We start from the raw sequence: 16,384 nt of genomic DNA on the forward strand, positions 1-16,384 counted from the left end.
GTGCGCACACCGGACGTGGGTTCAAGAGCGGCAGCGCGATGCGCGTCCGTATCAGCGTCGCCCCGACAAGCGCCTGGGCGACACCATGCCATCACACACCGATCGGACCGCCGTCTGCGCGCTGGATCACCACCGTCGATGAGCGCGGGCGCACCGTGCCGGTGGTGGCGACCGTCGCGTCATCCGTGCCGTAGGCGGGCCAGTTCACCGGGTGCTGGATGTTCAAGAAGATGCTGGTGTAGTCGGGCGTGAACGCAAAGCCCGTTACTTCCGCTTCGTTGGGGCCGATGAAGAAGCGGCGCAGGTCGGCCTGGTTGGACGCGTTGATGGCCGGGCCCGTGCCGCTGCTGTCGGCCAGCGCGCCGGGAATCACGGCCAGCATCTGGTCGTTGGTGGCGCGCGCCACGTTGTTGTTGCGGCCGCCGTCGATGCCGTTGTCGGTCTGGATCCACAGGATGCCGCGCGTGTCGAAGCCGATGCCGTCCGGGCTGGCAAGCTGGTTCAACGCGGTCAGGCCCGAGCGGTTGGTGTCGGCGTCGGCGGCCGCGTCCGAACCGAACACGAAGATGTCCCATTCGAATTTGGTCGAGCCCGCTTCGTCGTGCCAGCGGATGATGTGGCCGTTGACGTTGTTCAGACGCGGGTTCGCCGGGTTGGTGCCCGTGCCGGCGTTGCGGCTCGTGTTGTTCGTCAGCGTCAGGTAGATGTCGCCGTTGGTCGGGTGGGTGGCGGTCCACTCGGGGCGGTCCATCGGGGTCGCGCCCACGAAGTCTGCGGCGCCGCGCGTGTTGATGAGGATGGCGTCCTGCGTGCCGAACTCGTCGGCCAGCGTGCGGCCGCCCACGCCCGGCGTGGAGCCGGTCAGCGCCAGCCATTCGCCCGTGCCGTCCGCATTGAAGCGGGCGACGTACAGCGTGCCCTTGTCCAGGTACTTGGCGCCCACGGCCAGGCGGTCGGTGCGCTCGGCGTCCTTCGGGTCCCACACGGCCTCGGAGACGAAGCGGTAGATGTATTCAAAGCGCGAATCGTCGCCGCTGTAGAACGCCAGCGGCTTGCCAGCTTCCGGCTTGCTGTAGGCGCAACCTTCGTGCGCAAAGCGGCCCAGCGCGGTGCGCTTGGTGGCGATGCTGGTGGGGTCGTAGGGATCGATCTCGACCAGGTAGCCGAAGCCGTTCACTTCATTGCGCCAGTCCTGGGTGGCGTCCAGGCCGGTTTCCGTGACGTTGAAACGCGCGAACTCGCCCAGCACTTCCGACGCATCGCCCGCGGTGGTTTCCCATTGGTAGCGGCCAGCGGGGCCGGCTGAGACGCCGACGCGGCGCTGGTGCGCGGGGCGCGTGCCCGTGTTGACGAAGCAGGCCGCCCAGTTTTCTTCGGCGGTGATGTAGGTGCCCCACGGCGTGTAGCCGTTGCCGCAGTTGTTGTTGGTGCCGCGCACCTGCGTGCCGTTGGGCGAGAAGGGCGTCTTGACCCAGTCCGTGCCGCCGACCGGGCCGGCCAGCTTCATGGCGGTGGCCGAGGTGAAGCGGCGGTTATAGCGCGAGTTATTGACGACGTTCCAGCGGCCGTTCTCGCGGCGCACATGCAGAATGGCGACGCCGTGCGCGTTGATTTCCTTGCGCACTTCTTCGGCCGGGCGCTTGCCCGCTACCAGCGTCGGGCCGTTCGGATGCAGCGCGGCCTGGTCGATGTATTCGTGGTTGACGGCCAGCAGGCCTTCGGTCGAGCTGCCTTCGATGGGGAAGAAGTGCATGCCGTCGTGATGCATGCCCATGGAATTGAGCAGGTCGTTGGACGTGTTGTTGCCGTTCTGGTCCCAGGGCTGCGCGTTGTCGTTCAGCGGCGTGCCCCAGGGCGCGAACACGTGAGCCACGTAGCCTTGCGGCACGACGCAGGCATCCGTCATCGACGTGGGCAGCGAATCGAAGCCCAGCTTCAGCGGGGCCGGCGTGGGGGTCTCGGTGCCGCCGCCGGGCACTTCGGGCGTGGGGTTCTGCTCGCCGCCGCCGACGCTGTCGTCATCATCGTCGCTGCTGTTACAGCCGGCCAGTCCCAGGCTCGTCATCGTGGCGAAGGCGGCGGCCAAACCGCCGCGCATCACCATGCGGCGCGACAGGTTCTTTTCCAGGATTTCACTGAAAGGGCTGCTCTGGCTGGGGTTGCGGACGATCTTGTCGGAGATGGATTTGCTCATGTGGATTCCTGGCTTGGGGGCTGTGCCTGAATGGGACGAGCAATACTAGAAGTCGCAAATGAAAGGTTAATGACAGTTGGCTGAATGCTTGGGGCGCGGCGGTTCGCCACGCGCTCATCGACGTCGCGCCGTGGGCTTGTGGAACCGTCAGGGAAAGAAGTCGCGGACCCGATGGGGTCCGCGTGTAGGGATGACTACGCGGCGTTCACGTTGCCGTGTGCACTTGGCGCTGATCGCTCAGTGCCGTTCACTCAGTGCTGTTGACTCACCGGCGAACACTTCAGCACCGTTCACTTGGCGACGTTCTCGTCATCGATCGTCAAGCCGCCGTCTTGCATGATGCCTTGGGCGATTTCCTCGGCCGACTTGCCGCCAAAGCCGTGTTCGCCTGCCGTGATGCGAAAGCTGTCGCCTTCAAGCGGGCTTTTCAAAGTGGCCGACGACAGCAGGATGCCGTTCGAACGCAGCTGGATGCGCTTGCCGACGCGGTCGCGCGTGAAGTCGGCCAGGGCCTTGCGGCTGTCGGGTTTGAGTTCGATATCGACCACGCGCGCGCCGGTGTGCGGGTCGGCGGAAGCGGTGGCGCGTTGGGCCTGCAAGGCGACGCTTTCCGCGTGCGCGGCAAGCGGCATCGCCAGGGCGGCGGCCAGGATCAGGTGTCTCATCAGGGGCATCGCGGACTCCTTATGTTGGACAACGCCAATATCCTAGCCGAAGTCGTGGTCGTGGCTGGCAGATTAACGCCGGCTGGGCGCACGCATCCACGGCATCTCGGGCATCCCCGGGATGGATGGCATGCCCGCGCGCGGTATCCCAGGAGGATTGAGCGCCACGTCTTGCAGCACCCTGGCCCATTCGTTGGGATCCGGCGCCTCGCCCATGCGCACGCGCAGGTCCAGCAGATCAAGCGCCGCGCGGCGGTGGCCGGCCTCGGCTGCGTCTCGGAAGAGCCGTTCGGCCGCGTTGTAGTTCTTGGGTACGCCGCGCCCCATGCCGGTCAGTTCGCCCAGATAAGTCTGCGCGGGCGCGAAGCCCTGGTCGGCCGCGCGTTGATACCAGCGAGCGGCAAGCTTGTAGTCCTGCTCAACGTGATCGCCGTTTTCGGCGATCAAGCCCAAGGTGGTCATCGCCACCACGTCGCCCGCGTCTGCACGCGCGCGCAGCGCCGCCAGACGCGGTTCGTCCAGGAACTGCGCGCCGCGTTCGATTTCGAATTCCCATCCGCTGATGCGCGCCTTGATCAGATCGCGGCCCAGCGTGGGCGACGGACCGCGTCCGGCCTGCCCCGGCTTGCCTCCGGGCACGGCGGGCGTCTGGCCGTCCGCCAGGCTCGTGAACGTGACGGTGCCGACCAGGCTGCTGGCGTAGTGCGGGATCTGGCGGTAGGCGGTGGCCACCTGCACGTCGCCCGTCAATTGCTTGAAGAAGGTTTCGACGGGCGCCGACGCGGGCAGGTCCGCCAAGCCTTGCGCGAAGTAGTAGGCATAAGGGCTGTGGCGCGGGCCATCGTTGCCGAAACCGTCTTCTGCCGTGGCGCCGGGCTGGGTCGAGAACGCGATCAGCTCGCCGCCCGCGGGCACCGTGTGCACCAGCCCCGCCGACGGCACGCCGCGGGTCAGGTTGGTGCGGCACGCGTCCAGCACCAGCAGGCGCGCGCGCACCTGGGCGCGGCGCAGCGCCTGCGACACGCGCTTCAAACTCAATGAGCCTTGCTGCGCGGTGCGGATGCGCACGTCGGCCAGCGGCACCGGCAGTTCGACGCCAAACAGATAGTTGACGTCATCGATCGCCACCGCATGGCCGGCAAAGTACACCAGCACCAGGTCCGCGCCGGTCGCGCGCGTGGCGAATTCATCGACGGCGGCCTCCAATTGCGTGGTGGTCAGGTCGGTCAGCAAGGTCACGTCGACGTTGCGCTTGCGCAGGGTGTCGGCGACCAGGCGTGCATCGTTGACGGGGTTGGCCAGCACGTTGGCGGGCACGGCGTAGCGGGCATTGCCGATCACCAGCGCGTGACGGCGGGTGGCGGGTTGGGGCGTGGGTGCGGGGTTGGCGCGGCCCGTGGCGGTCAGCGACAACACGCCCGCGCCCAGCAAGGCGGTGACCAGCAGGCGGCGGGTGTGGCGATGGGTGCGCGCGGGCACGGCGATCGGGGATGCACTCATGGCGTCACGCACGCGCCGGCGGCAGCCGGGGCCACCGTCACCGCGCCCAGCGCCCTGGCGGCGTCGTGCAGCGATGATTCGCGCGCGGCGCTCAAGACAAAGCGGCCGTCTTCATCCGGGCCGGACACGATGGACACGGCGTACTGGGACAGGGCATTGCGCAACTGCCTGGCCGTGACCGTGTCGGGCAAGTCCACAACCAGACGCGGGCATGCGCCGCCGCCGCGCGTCAGCACGCCGTCTGACATGCCGGAATCGCTTGGCGCTTGCTGCATGACGACGACCGACAGCGCGATGGCCAGCGCCCAGCCCAATGACATCAGGGGACTGGCGGGCGTGGGCCACAGCCATTGCCACAAGCGCGAGCGCTTGGGCGGCGCGGCAGGCGCGGGGCGGGCTTGTTCCGCCAGTGTGCGCAGGAATTCTGTGTCACGCTCGGCCTGGCCGATTTCGTTATGGGCGATCTGGCGCGCCTGCGCCAGCAGGCGCCATTCGTCGACCTCGGCCTGCAACGCGGGGTCGCGTGCCAGCTCGGCCTCGAATACGCGATGCTCGTCCGGGGTCATCTCCCCGGATAGATAAGACAGTACGCGGTCTTCTGACATGGTCAGTCCATTCCTTTGCGCGTGCAGTCGCTCACCAGCTTGCGCGCGGCATGCAGGCGGCTCTTGACGGTCGGCACGTGCAGATCCTGCTGCTTGGCAATCTGTTCCATCGGCACTTCGTCCAGGTACAGGAACATCGTGGCGCGCAAGGTGTCGCTCAACTTGTTCAGGCAATCGCGCATGCGTTGCACGACGGACAGGTGTTCATACGCCTTGGCGGGGTCCGAGAAGGGCGACGGGTCGCCCACGTCGTGCGCCTCGTCGAAGACGTTGTCGTCCTGCGCGGCATCGGCATCCGGACCATTCCATGGCACTTCGCGCCGCGTGCGCCGATGCATCTGGATCAGCTCGTGCAGCGAGCCCCGGTACAGGTAGCCGCCCAGCTTGCTGACCGCCAATTCATGCGCGGCCCAGCCGCCAGGCGGCTGGCCGTGCTGCAGCCCTTCGTCCTTGAACGTGCGTGTTTGCAGGAATTTCATCAGCGCGTTGTTGAACGCATCCACGACGCCCTCGGGCGAGGCGTTGAAGAATTTCTTGCGCAGCTTCAGCGTGATGTGCTGCTCGGCCTTGTTGCGGAATTCCAGCGCGTAGCGCGGATCCGCATGCATGATGCGCAGCAGAGCGTCGACGTTGTTGATGACGTAGCGCTTGGGTTCGAGCGAGTTCATGGTTCAGGTTCTTGTTGTCGAACTGGACGCAATAAACGTCAGCCCTGCGGCACGGAAAGCCGCCGCCCTGCATGGCGAGGGCAGCGGCACCTTAGCCGCGCAAGGGCGGAAAATCAAGCAGGGCGGCGCAGCATGGCCACGCCGCGAATGGCGAAGCCCACCACAATCGCCAAGGACAGATAAAAGCCGAAGCCGAAGCTCAGGCTGCTCCAGATGCTGGAAGCCATGTCGCCTGCCATGTTGCGGCTGGCGCGCGAATTGCCCATGAAACCGGCGAACTGGCGCGTGGCTTCCATCAATTCACGCACTTGCGAGATGACGCCCATCAGCGCGATCAACCACAGCGCCAGCGGCAGGAAGTAGCCCAGGCGCGCGGCGCGTTGCGGCATCAGCGAGGGCAGCAAGGGGCCGACCACGGCCAGCAGCCACAACAGCGCATAGATGCCCGCGCCCGTCGACTGGCCGCCCATCGAACCCTGCATGCCGCCGCCGTTCTGCAAGCGCAGCAGGTCATAGAAACTCAGGCTGGCGTTCGAGCCCATCATGCGCATCGTCAGTACCGAGAACACGGTGGTCGCCAACAGGAACAGCAGCGCGCCCACGGCATCGCCCCGGTTGACGCGTGCGGCGGCGGTGGCGGCCCAGCGGCCCCCGTGCGTCCTGGCCTGGGTCAATACGTCGCGCAGCTCTTTTCCTTGCATGGTCATTCCTTTATGGGTTGCGGCAGTGATGCCTGTATCAATGGCTATGCGCGGGGAGCGAAAAAGTTCGATTTATTTTTGTCGAATTTATTTCGAACCTTTTTGCCCGCCGTGCGTAGCAGGAGGCATGGGCGCGGATTTCCCGACGCCATCCATCCATACGGAGCATTGCCTCATGTCCAATTCCACCGCCCTGACCACCCTGTACCAAACCGTGGTGCAAGAAGAACTGGGCCTGGTCGCCCGCATCGACGAAGACGGCGACGTGCTGTTTCGCCATCCCGATCTGGGCACCATGTTTTTCAGCTTGAGCGAATCCGATCCCGAGTTCCTGCGTCTGGCTTACCCCAGCTTCGTGGACGCCGAGGAACTGGGCCTGACCCGCGCGCAATTGCTGGACGTCATCAACGCGGTGAACCATCGTTGCAAGGCGGTCAAGCTGAGCCTGCCGCTGGACCGTGCGGGTAAGCCGGGTCGTGTGACGGCGTCGGTGGAATGCTTTGTGGCCGCGCCCGACACGCTGCCGGCCGAAGCCCTGCTGCGCGGCATCGTGGCGCGTTGCGTCAGCGTGATTCGCCACACGGCGGGCGAGCTGGTCAAGGACGCGCTGGAGCTCAAGCAGGGCGCGGCAAGCTGAGTCCCAAAGGCCAGCGGAATTGAAACAAGCCTGGCCCTGCCTTGTAACTTTGAGATACATTGCGGGGCCGGTTTCCCGACCCACGTTGATTTCGATGCACCTGTTCTTATTCCGTTCGCTGACCCTGCGCTTGTTGACCATGCTGTTGTTGCTGGGAGGGTTGAGCGCGTGCGCGGTCAAGACCAATTCCCGAGGCGGCCTGGTGTACAGCGTGGACACCGCTGCCTTGTTCGGCACCGAGATCGGTCAATTCCCCTTGCAGGACGGGGGCGTCGGCACGTTGCGGCGCGAAGGCAAGAACTTCTCGGTCAAGCTGTCCGGCAACCAGCGCGTGGTGCCGCTGAACAACCTGGAGTCGGCGCGCATCGCGCGTACCGAAAACGTCGGGTCGCGCACCGTCGTCGTCATCGAGACGCAGCGGCGCAACTGCGATTACCGCTATACCGTGCTGGCGATCGAAGGCTCCGATGTGCTGTCCTGGGAGCTGGGCAACTGCCGCGACCGACCCGCCGTGCTGGTGCAGGACGATCGCTCCGCGATGACGCTGGACTTTCCCAAGGGCTCGGTCATTGAACGCTTCGTCTACACGCAGGATGGCCGCATGCGCCGTGGCGACCTGAAATCGGTCGCCGGCATGAATCCGCGCGCCAAGCCGTTCGCGGACGAATCCTTGTATCCCGCGGGCTATCTGGAATCCTTGCGCCAGTACGGCGTCTATCCGCCGCCCGCCGCGCCTGCCGCCAAGCCCAAGCCCGGACGGTCGGCCAAGCCCGCCAAGCCGTCCAAGCCCGCGCCGGCCACCGGCGCGATGCAAGCGGAGTCCGCCGACGCTTCGGTCTCCAGTGGTGGCCGCGTGGTCCCGCCGCCGCCGCAGCGCGTGCCCGGCAATGATGCGCCCGCCGCCAGCGCAGCGCCCACGCGTACCAGCGCGTCGCGCACGCCGGCCAAGCTGGACCTGCCCGACGAGGAAATCACCTCGACCCGTATCGACCTGAGAGATTGACGTGCGGCAAGCCCAGATTCGCCAGATCCTTGTCCTGATCGCCCTGACCGTTGTCTACCTGAGCTTTGAACTCGGTTTCAATGCGCGCCTGCTGGACGTGGTGGGCAGCCGCGCCACGCCGCATGACATCGAAGAACTGGAATTTTTCGGCCGCACGCTGTCGGGCATCGCCGCCGCGCTGGTGGTGCTGCAAGTGCTGTGGACGCGCCGCCTGCGCACGGGCGGCCGGCCTTCGTTCCTGAAGATCGCGGTGGCCTGCGCCGTGACCGCGCTGCTGGTGTTCAGCGCCATCAAGCTGCTGGTGAACGTACTGGTCGATACGCGCGATGCGGACTTTCGCCGCGTGGCTACCAACGCCGGCCTGCTTCAGCGCTCGCTGGTGCAGGGCGATCTGCATCTGGACGGCCTGGTGGACGACGGCGTTTACGCGCGGCCCGAGGGCAAGGCGTTCCTGGCTGTGTTCCAGGTGCTGCTGTCCAACATCGACAATCTGGATGAAAAGGTCGAGCCCAAGAAGCGGCAGGTCATTCGCAGCGACCTGCAACGCCAGATGAAGACCTTTTCCTTCGATGGCCGCGACGTGCGCATGACCGCGCCGGGCATACGGGGCTATCACCAGGTCTATACCAGCGTGATGCAATCCGTCGCGGACCGCTGGAAGAAATACGCGGGCGTGCCGGTTGCGTCCGACATCGGCCTGGCGCGCGAACAGGATCGCGCATGGCTGGATTACCGCAACAGCCTGTCGCGGCGCGGCTGGACGCCCGAACGCGTGCCGGCGCGCTATCAGGGCCGCGTGACGCAGGACGTGCGCAAGCGTATTCCCGTGCCGGCCGACTGGCAGCCGCATGATCGCGACACGTTCAACGAGGCGGTCGCGCAGCAGTATTGGAAGACCATGCGCAGCCGCACCGTGCACGTGGAAGGCGACGCCATTCCGCCCGGCCTGTCGTACGAAGATTTCGTGGCGCGGCCCGGCGTGCAGAAGCTGCTGCGCCAGACCTTGATGGTGCCGGCTAGCATGAGCGTGGCCGCCAACTACACCGATCCCGCCAGCTTCAAGCGCCTGTACGACGGCATGCTCGATCGCGCCGTCGACGAAGCGCTGCCGCGTTTTTCCGCTAACGCGGTGGACTTCCAGCGCGGCGGCCAGCATCAGAAGCTGGGCGAGGACGCGGCCCGCGCGGCCATCGTGCCACCGGTCGCGCTGCTCTGTTCGCTGCTGGGCGCGGTGGGCCACTTCGCCAAGCTGCTGTACCTGATCGCCAAGCTGATCGTCTGGCTGCGCACGCCTGCGGGCCAGCAGCCCGGACGGACCGCCACGCGCGCGGCGGGGCTGGCGCTGGTGCTGACGCTGGTGTGCGTGTGGACGGCGTTTTCGTTCATGCAGAACAACGTGACCCAAAGCGAGCTGTTCCAGCAGATGTCGCGGGCCGAACTCGGGCGGGATGATGAGTCCCTTGGGCAAGCCTTGCGCCGCCGCGTGCTGGCCAACGTGGCGCACGTGGTGGTGGTGGGCCAGGCCTACACCTATCCCTTCAACGAAGCGGTGCGCACCCGAGTGCTGGGCGGCATCAAATACGGATACCACGGCGATGCAAGCTAGGCGTTGGATGGCGGCGGCGCTGATCGCCGTGACGCCCTGGTCGGCAGTCAGCGCAGCCTGCATGGGCATGCAGGTGCATGCGCATCGCGGCGCGCCCACGCTGCCGGAGAATTCGCTGGCGTCCATCCGCGCGGCCTATGCGGGCCAGTGGGATGGCGTGGAAATCGATATGCAGCGGCTGAAAGATGGCCGCTGGGTGCTGCACCACGATGTGCTGACCGGCCGCACCGTCAGCGGCGTGGGACGCCGCGCCGTGCTGCAACTGAGCAGCGCGGATTGGCGCGGCGCGAAGCTGATGGGGCAGGGCGGCGGGCAGCCGCCGCCTTTCCTGGACGATGCCCTGCAAGTGGCGGCCGCGCAGCCGGCCAAGACCTTCAACGCCGAGCTCAAGGTCGTCTACCGCGACTGCGCGCCGGTGGGCAAGCTGGTCGCGGGCATGAAGGCCACGTTGCCGCACGGCAACTGGATGATTACGTCAGCCTTTCCCGAAGCGCTGCGCTGCGTGCGCGGCACCGACGCGCAAGGCTATCTGGGCCTCATCGTGTTCGATCCGCGCCATGCGGAATCCGTCAGTGCAAATCCGCTGGGCAAGTACGTCGCGCAGCGCGCCACCGCGCCCAAGCTCGACCGGCAATGGCTGGCCACGCTTGCCAAAACGGTGGGCGCGCCCGTCGGCGTACACGTGGACGCGATGACGCTGGCCGCCAACCCGCGCCTGCTGCGCGACGCGGCCGCCCAGTCGGTGCGCGTCTTCGTCTACGCGGTGGGCGGCGACGCGGCGTTGGCGCAACAATTGCGTACAACCAGGCAGCGGGAAGGCTATCTTCCATCGGGCGTCATCATCGATGGCGACGCGCAGGCATTTTGCCAGGCGCTGGGCGGTTGAAAGTCCGGCGTTTGGGCATACACTTGGCGGCTTGATTTTCCTTTCCCCTGCCGCAAGGAAACGCCATGCAAGCCCGCGCGATCTTGTTCCTGTCCTGCCTGCTGATGGCGGGAGCTGCCCACGCCGGATCGGCGCCGGCCGAGTTGTCGTGTCTGTCGGATAGCGGCAAGGTCGCCTTGAAAGGCGTCATCCCTTCGCCGTCTTCCGAAGAGCTGGACCTGACCCTGAGCTACTTCGACGCGACGGTCGCTTTCAACGACCGCAGCACCGAAGGCAGCTATGTGGTGTCCGATTTTCCGCAATCCGTGTTCCTGTTGCTGGTGCCGTCGCAAGGCGCGGCGCTGACGCTCTACGCGCTGCCCTCCAGCATGGCGGTGGAAAAGACCAGCGACAGCGGCGACATGGCGGGCAAGTTCCAGGCCAAGTTGAAGGCGCCCCGTCCACGCTCGGCCACGGGCGTGCAGACCTCGGCAGCGCTGACCGCCACGCTGAACTGCGAGTACCGGTATTCGCTGTAAGACCACGCGCAGTGGCGCAAGCCTCGTCACGCAAGCTTCGGTCGAACCCACAACGTAAAACTATTCGCCGCCGGCATCGGGCCGTCGGTATCAGGTCCCCGTATCAGGCCGCCCCAAGAAGCGGCTCTTTCCTAGGAGACAAGCATGCAGTCAACCCCTCTGGCGGACGAGCCGCCGCTTTGCCTGGCGCCGTTGCCCGACATGGACGCGGCCACCTTCGACATTCCGCCCGGCGCTTGCGATACGCACGCGCACGTGGTGGCGGCCGATCCCTCAGCCTATCCACTGGTGCCCGAACGGACCTACACGCCGCCGCCCGCGCCCGAATCCGCCTACCTGGGCATGCTGCAAAAGACCGGCATGTCGCGCGGCGTGCTGGTGCAGATCAGCGTGTACGGCACCGACAATCGCTACATGCTGGAGGTGCTTGGCCGTCATCCCGACACCTTGCGCGGCATCGGCGTCGTGTCGCCGGAGGTCACCGACCAGGAGCTGGAACGCATGCATGCGGCCGGCGTGCGCGGCTTGCGCATCAATGTGCTGTTCGGTGGCGGTATCGGTTTTGACGCCATGGAAACCCTGGCGCATCGCATCGCCGGCCTGGGCTGGCACATGCAGTTCCTGATGGACGCGCGTCAACTGCCCGAGCTGCTGCCGCGCATGCGCAAACTGCCGGTGCCCGGCGTGGTGGACCACATGGGCCACATGCCCGTGTCCGAGGGCGTGGACAGCGCGGGCTTTCAGGCGCTGCGGCATCTGGTGCAGGACCACGGCTGGTGGGTGAAGCTGTCGGGCGCTTACCGCATCAGCGAACGCTTCGACGATTTCAGCGACGTGACTCCCTGGGCGCAGGCGCTGATCGACACGGCGCCCGACCGCATGCTGTGGGGCAGCGACTGGCCGCACGTCCACCAAACCCGCATGGTCAACACGGGCCGGCTGCGCAACCAGCTTGCGCTGTGGGCGCCGGACCCGGACGTGCGCCACCGCATCCTGGTCAGCAATCCCGAACGCCTGTACGGCTTCGCTCCGCTGCGATAGCCGCGCGTAATCAGCACAACAGAGAGACAAGCCATGCAATGGTATAGAGAGCTGAACAAGACCGAACGGCGCACCTTCATCGCGGCGTTCGGCGGCTGGGCCATCGACGCGCTGGACTTCATGGTGTTCACCTTCGTGATCGCCACGCTGATGACGTTGTGGGGCATCGACAAGGGCCAGGCGGGCATGCTGGGCACCGTGACGCTGCTGTTCTCCGCCATCGGCGGTTGGCTGGCCGGCATCCTGGCCGACCGCTACGGCCGCGTGCGCGTACTGCAATACACGATTCTTTGGTTTTCGGCGTGCACAGTGGCCATCGGCTTCGCGCAGAGCTTCGAGCAACTGTTCGTGCTGCGCGCGCTGCAAGGGCTGGGCTTTGGCGGCGAATGGGCCGTGGGCTCGGTGCTGATGGGCGAGATCGTGCGGGCCGAACATCGCGGCAAGGCGGTCGGCACCGTGCAAAGCGGTTGGGCGGTGGGTTGGGGCGCGGCGGCGATCCTGTACACGATCGCCTTTTCGGTGCTGCCGTCCGATTGGGCGTGGCGCAGCCTGTTCTGGATAGGCGTGCTGCCCGCGTTCCTGGTGCTGTACATCCGCAAGAACGTGCCCGAACCCGAAGTGTTCCAGCGCGCGCAGGCCAAGGTGCAGGCCGGTGAAGCGCGTGCTTCGTTCTGGACGATCTTCTCGCCGGCGCTCATCAAGACCACGGTCATCACCGCCATCCTGTGCACGGGCGTGCAGGGCGGCTACTACGCCATCACGACGTGGTTGCCGACCTACCTGAAACTCGAACGCAACCTGTCGGTGCTGAACACGGGCGGCTACCTGATGGTCATCATCTTCGGGTCGTTCTGCGGCTACATCGCGGGCGCTTATCTGGCCGACCGCCTGGGCCGGCGCGCCAATCTGCTGATCTTCTCGGTGCTGTCCACCATCAGCGTCTATGCCTACACGCAACTGCCGCTGACCGATCATCAGATGCTGTTCCTGGGCTTTCCGCTTGGCTTTGCCGCCTCTGGCATTTTCAGCGGTATCGGCGCCTATCTCACCGAACTCTTCCCGTCGGGAGTGCGGGCGTCCGGCCAGGGTTTTGCCTACAACTTCGGGCGCGGCATTGGCGCCCTGTTTCCCAGCCTGGTCGGCTTTCTGAGCCAGACGCACGGCCTGGGTTGGGCCATCGGCGCATTCGCCACGGGCGCGTACGCGGTGGTGATCGTGACGGCGCTGCTGCTGCCGGAAACGAAGGGACGCGTGCTGGACTGAGCGCGCCGCTTGCGGTGCGGATGCGAGAGAAGGCCTGGGCCAAGCGCCCAGGCCTTTTTTGTTGCGGCCAGGGTTTACCCGATATGGCGACGCAGCCTAAATTTGTATGATGACCCGATAACTTGAACTCAAGAGACAAGCATCATGCCGGCCCGTCCGATCCTCTTTTCCATTGCCATCGCCCACCTCGACCCCCGCCTTGCCGGGTGTTACGCATGACCGAAGAATCGCGCGTCCGCGAAGAAATCTGCATCGTCGGGGCCAGCCTCTACCAGCGTGGCTATACGGTCGGGGCGGCGGGCAACATCAGCGCCCGGCTCGATGATGGCTGGTTGATCACGCCCACCGACGCCTGCCTGGGGCGGCTGGACCCCGCCGAACTGGCCAAGGTCGATCTGGACGGCAACTGGGTGTCGGGCGCCAAGCCGTCCAAGACGCTCGTGCTGCATCAGGGCATCTACCGCGCCAGCCCCGAATCGCGCGGCATCGTGCACACGCATTCCACGCACCTGGTCGCGCTGACGCTGGCCGGCGTGTGGCGGCCCGACGAAGTGCTGCCGCCCATCACGCCGTATCAGGTCATGAAGGTCGGCCGGATTCCCTTGATTCCTTATCGCCGCCCCGGCGATCCGCAAGCCGCCGCCGAGGTCGCCGCCGTGGCCTCGCAAGTGCGCGGCGCGCTCTTCGAAAGACTGGGCCCGGTGATGTGGGAGCGTTCCGTCGCGCACGCCTCGTATGCGCTGGAAGAGCTTGAAGAAACCGCGCGTCTTTGGCTGATGAGCCAGCCGCGCCCCGCGCCGCTGTCCGCCGATGCGCTGGAAGAACTGCGCGTGACCTTCGGCGCGCGCATCTAGAACCCTCAGCCGTACAAAGCTGCCTGGCCGCGCAAGCGCGGACCGGGGCGGCGCACCCCTTCTGGAGACTTTGCATGCCCCCGATGGAATTGACCTCCGGCGCGAACGTGGCCGCCCACGCCGCGCCGCAACCCGAATCGCGCGAGACGGCGCGCGCCTACGCCAAAGTGTTTTGGCGCCTCGTGCCGTTTCTGATGCTGTGCTATGTCATCGCCTACCTGGACCGCGTCAACGTCGGCTTCGCCAAGTTGCAGATGTCGCAGGACCTGGGCTTCAGCGAAACCGTGTTCGGCCTGGGCGCCGGCGTGTTCTTCATCGGCTACTTCCTGTTCGAAGTGCCCAGCAATCTGCTGATGCACCGCCTGGGCGCGCGCATCTGGATCGCGCGGATCATGATCACGTGGGGCATCCTGTCCGGCATGTTCATGTTCGTCGAGACGCCCACCGGCTTTTACATCCTGCGCTTTCTGCTCGGGCTGGCCGAAGCAGGCTTCTACCCCGGCGTGATCCTGTACCTGACCTACTGGTATCCCGCGCACCGGCGCGCCAAGATCATCGCGCTGTTCATGTCCGCGATTCCCGTGGCCGGCATCTTCGGCAACCCCCTGTCGGGCTGGATCATGGAGGCCTTCCATGGCACGCACGGATTGCAGGGCTGGCAATGGATGTTCCTGATCGAAGCGATACCCGCGCTGCTGATCGGCGTGGTGACGATCATGTACCTGGACAACGGCATCGCCAGCGCCAAGTGGCTGACGCCCGATGAAAAGCAGCTGCTGACGCGCGAGATCGAACAGGACCAGAAGCAGGCAGGCACGCAAAAGCACTCGCTTGGCGCCGTGTTCTCCGACGCGCGCGTGTGGTGGATGTGCCTGATCTACTTCGCGTTTGTCGCCGGCCAATATGGCCTGACGTTCTGGATGCCCACGCTCATCAAGTCCACCGGCGTGACGGGCGCCTTCAATATCGGCCTGCTCAGTGCAATTCCGTTCCTCTGCGCGATTGTCGTCATGAACCTGCTGGGCCACTCGGCCGACAAGCGGCGCGAACGCCGCTGGCATCTGATCGTGCCGGCGCTGGCGGGCGCGGTGGGCTTTACCGCCGCCGCCTCGTTCGCGGACAGCACGGTGATTTCGCTGATCTGCCTGTCTATCGCAGCGGCTGGCGTGCTGACCTGCGCGCCGCTGTTCTGGTCGCTGCCCACGGCGTTCCTGTCGGGCACGGCGGCGGCGGCGGGCATTGCCATCGTCAACTCGGTAGGCAACCTTGCCGGCTTCGCGAGCCCCTACATGATCGGCTACCTGAAGGACCTGACGCAGTCCACCGCCTCCGGCATGTACGTGCTGGCGGCGGTGCTGGTGATCGGCGCCATCGCGGTCTGGTTCACGCCGGCCAGGCTGGTCAACCGTTGACGCGCCGCGCCGACGCAACCGTTATTGAATGAAGGAGTCGCCATGCCGCGCCTGGCCGCCAACCTGACCATGATGTACACCGAGCACGCCTTCCTGGACCGTTTCCAGGCCGCCGCCAGCGATGGCTTCACGGGCGTGGAGTTCTTGTTTCCCTATGACTACGCGGCTGCCGACATTGCGGCGCGGCTGCGAGATAACGGCCTGACGCAGGCGCTGTTCAATGCGCCGCCCGGCGACTGGGCGGCGGGCGAGCGCGGCATTGCGTCCTTGCCCGGCCGCGAAGAGGAATTCCAGCGCGGGCTGGATCAGGCGCTGGCCTACGCCGCGCAGCTGGGCAATCGCAGCTTGCACGTCATGGCAGGCTTGATCCAGCCGGGCGAGGACCGCGCCGCGCACCGCGAGGTCTATCTGAAGAACCTCGCGCATGCGGCCCGCCAGGCGGCATCGGCCGATATCGTCGTGGTGATCGAACCCATCAACACGCGCGACATTCCCGGCTTCTTCCTGAACCGCCAGGACGATGCGCAAGCCATCTGCGCCGAGGTCGGCGCGCCGAACCTGAAAGTGCAGTTCGATTGCTATCACTGCCAGATCGTCGAAGGCGACATCGCCGTCAAGCTCGAACGCGACATGGCCGGCATCGGCCACATCCAGATCGCCGGCGTGCCCGAGCGCCACGAGCCCGACGTCGGCGAATTGAACTACCCCTACCTGTTCGACCGCATCGATGCCCTGGGCTACACGGGCTGGATCGGCTGCGAATACCGGCCGCGCGCCCGCACCCGCGAGGGCCTGGGCTGGGCCCGGCCTTACCTGCACAACCACTGAGCG

Annotated in this window: 16 protein-coding genes; 10 read left to right on the forward strand and 6 right to left on the reverse strand. The window is 66.1% G+C overall.

Annotated features, from left to right (window positions below; translation table 11 throughout):
- Positions 1 to 91 precede the first annotated feature (91 nt).
- The 6 genes from API01S_RS12540 to API01S_RS12565 all read right to left on the reverse strand — a co-directional run bounded on the left by API01S_RS12540 (position 92) and on the right by API01S_RS12565 (position 6,333).
- The gene (locus API01S_RS12540) at positions 92 to 2,194 is read right to left on the reverse strand and encodes a PhoX family protein (RefSeq protein WP_061304663.1); all 2,103 of its coding nucleotides are present in this window, start codon (positions 2,192 to 2,194) and stop codon (positions 92 to 94) included.
- A 290-nt stretch (positions 2,195 to 2,484) separates the two neighbouring features.
- On the reverse strand, positions 2,485 to 2,868 hold the full coding sequence (locus API01S_RS12545) for a SecDF P1 head subdomain-containing protein (protein ID WP_006216128.1): 384 nt from the start codon (positions 2,866 to 2,868) through the stop codon (positions 2,485 to 2,487).
- Between the two features lie 63 nt (positions 2,869 to 2,931).
- Positions 2,932 to 4,359, reverse strand: coding sequence for a caspase family protein (locus API01S_RS12550; RefSeq protein WP_061304665.1), 1,428 nt, complete (start codon positions 4,357 to 4,359; stop codon positions 2,932 to 2,934).
- Positions 4,356 to 4,964: an anti-sigma factor gene (locus API01S_RS12555; protein WP_061304667.1), complete on the reverse strand. Its 609-nt coding sequence runs from the start codon at positions 4,962 to 4,964 to the stop codon at positions 4,356 to 4,358. The genes API01S_RS12550 and API01S_RS12555 overlap by 4 nt, the downstream gene beginning before the upstream one ends.
- Positions 4,965 to 4,966: 2 nt before the next feature.
- Positions 4,967 to 5,632 (reverse strand): RNA polymerase sigma factor, encoded by a 666-nt coding sequence (locus API01S_RS12560; RefSeq protein WP_061304673.1) that lies wholly within the window; start codon positions 5,630 to 5,632, stop codon positions 4,967 to 4,969.
- A gap of 113 nt (positions 5,633 to 5,745) precedes the next feature.
- The gene (locus API01S_RS12565; RefSeq protein ID WP_061304676.1) at positions 5,746 to 6,333 is read right to left on the reverse strand and encodes a hypothetical protein; all 588 of its coding nucleotides are present in this window, start codon (positions 6,331 to 6,333) and stop codon (positions 5,746 to 5,748) included.
- A 175-nt stretch (positions 6,334 to 6,508) separates the two neighbouring features.
- Between API01S_RS12565 and API01S_RS12570 the strand changes: the two genes are divergently transcribed.
- The 10 genes from API01S_RS12570 to otnI all read left to right on the forward strand — a co-directional run bounded on the left by API01S_RS12570 (position 6,509) and on the right by otnI (position 16,381).
- A complete protein-coding gene (locus tag API01S_RS12570) occupies positions 6,509 to 6,970 on the forward strand; it encodes a hypothetical protein (RefSeq protein ID WP_061304677.1) in 462 nt (153 codons plus the stop codon).
- Between the two features lie 94 nt (positions 6,971 to 7,064).
- Complete coding sequence (locus tag API01S_RS12575; protein WP_061305540.1) at positions 7,065 to 7,973, forward strand: hypothetical protein; 909 nt, start codon at positions 7,065 to 7,067, stop codon at positions 7,971 to 7,973.
- 1 nt (position 7,974) lies between these two features.
- A complete protein-coding gene (locus API01S_RS12580) occupies positions 7,975 to 9,579 on the forward strand; it encodes a hypothetical protein (protein WP_061304679.1) in 1,605 nt (534 codons plus the stop codon).
- Entirely contained in the window at positions 9,569 to 10,465 is an 897-nt protein-coding gene (locus API01S_RS12585; RefSeq protein ID WP_254598439.1) for a glycerophosphodiester phosphodiesterase, read from the forward strand. The genes API01S_RS12580 and API01S_RS12585 overlap by 11 nt, the downstream gene beginning before the upstream one ends.
- Positions 10,466 to 10,530: 65 nt before the next feature.
- Positions 10,531 to 10,983, forward strand: a complete 453-nt coding sequence (locus tag API01S_RS12590) for a hypothetical protein (protein ID WP_006216119.1) — start codon at positions 10,531 to 10,533, stop codon at positions 10,981 to 10,983.
- Positions 10,984 to 11,127: 144 nt separating this feature from the next.
- A complete protein-coding gene (locus API01S_RS12595; RefSeq protein WP_061304683.1) occupies positions 11,128 to 12,024 on the forward strand; it encodes an amidohydrolase family protein in 897 nt (298 codons plus the stop codon).
- A gap of 33 nt (positions 12,025 to 12,057) precedes the next feature.
- Positions 12,058 to 13,287, forward strand: a complete 1,230-nt coding sequence (locus API01S_RS12600; RefSeq protein WP_050728537.1) for an MFS transporter — start codon at positions 12,058 to 12,060, stop codon at positions 13,285 to 13,287.
- 215 nt (positions 13,288 to 13,502) lie between these two features.
- Positions 13,503 to 14,141 (forward strand): 3-oxo-tetronate 4-phosphate decarboxylase, encoded by a 639-nt coding sequence (gene otnC, locus API01S_RS12605; RefSeq protein WP_061304685.1) that lies wholly within the window; start codon positions 13,503 to 13,505, stop codon positions 14,139 to 14,141.
- A 74-nt stretch (positions 14,142 to 14,215) separates the two neighbouring features.
- The gene (locus API01S_RS12610; protein WP_050728538.1) at positions 14,216 to 15,553 is read left to right on the forward strand and encodes an MFS transporter; all 1,338 of its coding nucleotides are present in this window, start codon (positions 14,216 to 14,218) and stop codon (positions 15,551 to 15,553) included.
- A gap of 42 nt (positions 15,554 to 15,595) precedes the next feature.
- The gene (gene otnI / locus API01S_RS12615; protein WP_061304687.1) at positions 15,596 to 16,381 is read left to right on the forward strand and encodes a 2-oxo-tetronate isomerase; all 786 of its coding nucleotides are present in this window, start codon (positions 15,596 to 15,598) and stop codon (positions 16,379 to 16,381) included.
- Positions 16,382 to 16,384 lie beyond the last annotated feature (3 nt).

Origin of the sequence: Achromobacter piechaudii NBRC 102461, from assembly GCF_001571245.1 — a bacterium.
Lineage (GTDB): Bacteria > Pseudomonadota > Gammaproteobacteria > Burkholderiales > Burkholderiaceae_B > Achromobacter > Achromobacter piechaudii.

Bases quoted from the DNA above. Each gene is read 5' to 3' on its own strand.
- API01S_RS12540 (WP_061304663.1), bottom strand. From the start codon at position 2,194: ATGAGCAAATCCATCTCCGACAAGATCGTCCGCAACCCCAGCCAGAGC.
- API01S_RS12545 (WP_006216128.1), bottom strand. From the start codon at position 2,868: ATGCCCCTGATGAGACACCTGATCCTGGCCGCCGCCCTGGCGATGCCG.
- API01S_RS12550 (WP_061304665.1), bottom strand. From the start codon at position 4,359: ATGAGTGCATCCCCGATCGCCGTGCCCGCGCGCACCCATCGCCACACC.
- API01S_RS12555 (WP_061304667.1), bottom strand. From the start codon at position 4,964: ATGTCAGAAGACCGCGTACTGTCTTATCTATCCGGGGAGATGACCCCG.
- API01S_RS12560 (WP_061304673.1), bottom strand. From the start codon at position 5,632: ATGAACTCGCTCGAACCCAAGCGCTACGTCATCAACAACGTCGACGCT.
- API01S_RS12565 (WP_061304676.1), bottom strand. From the start codon at position 6,333: ATGCAAGGAAAAGAGCTGCGCGACGTATTGACCCAGGCCAGGACGCAC.
- API01S_RS12570 (WP_061304677.1), top strand. From the start codon at position 6,509: ATGTCCAATTCCACCGCCCTGACCACCCTGTACCAAACCGTGGTGCAA.
- API01S_RS12575 (WP_061305540.1), top strand. From the start codon at position 7,065: ATGCACCTGTTCTTATTCCGTTCGCTGACCCTGCGCTTGTTGACCATG.
- API01S_RS12585 (WP_254598439.1), top strand. From the start codon at position 9,569: ATGCAAGCTAGGCGTTGGATGGCGGCGGCGCTGATCGCCGTGACGCCC.
- API01S_RS12590 (WP_006216119.1), top strand. From the start codon at position 10,531: ATGCAAGCCCGCGCGATCTTGTTCCTGTCCTGCCTGCTGATGGCGGGA.
- API01S_RS12595 (WP_061304683.1), top strand. From the start codon at position 11,128: ATGCAGTCAACCCCTCTGGCGGACGAGCCGCCGCTTTGCCTGGCGCCG.
- API01S_RS12600 (WP_050728537.1), top strand. From the start codon at position 12,058: ATGCAATGGTATAGAGAGCTGAACAAGACCGAACGGCGCACCTTCATC.
- otnC (WP_061304685.1), top strand. From the start codon at position 13,503: ATGACCGAAGAATCGCGCGTCCGCGAAGAAATCTGCATCGTCGGGGCC.
- API01S_RS12610 (WP_050728538.1), top strand. From the start codon at position 14,216: ATGCCCCCGATGGAATTGACCTCCGGCGCGAACGTGGCCGCCCACGCC.
- otnI (WP_061304687.1), top strand. From the start codon at position 15,596: ATGCCGCGCCTGGCCGCCAACCTGACCATGATGTACACCGAGCACGCC.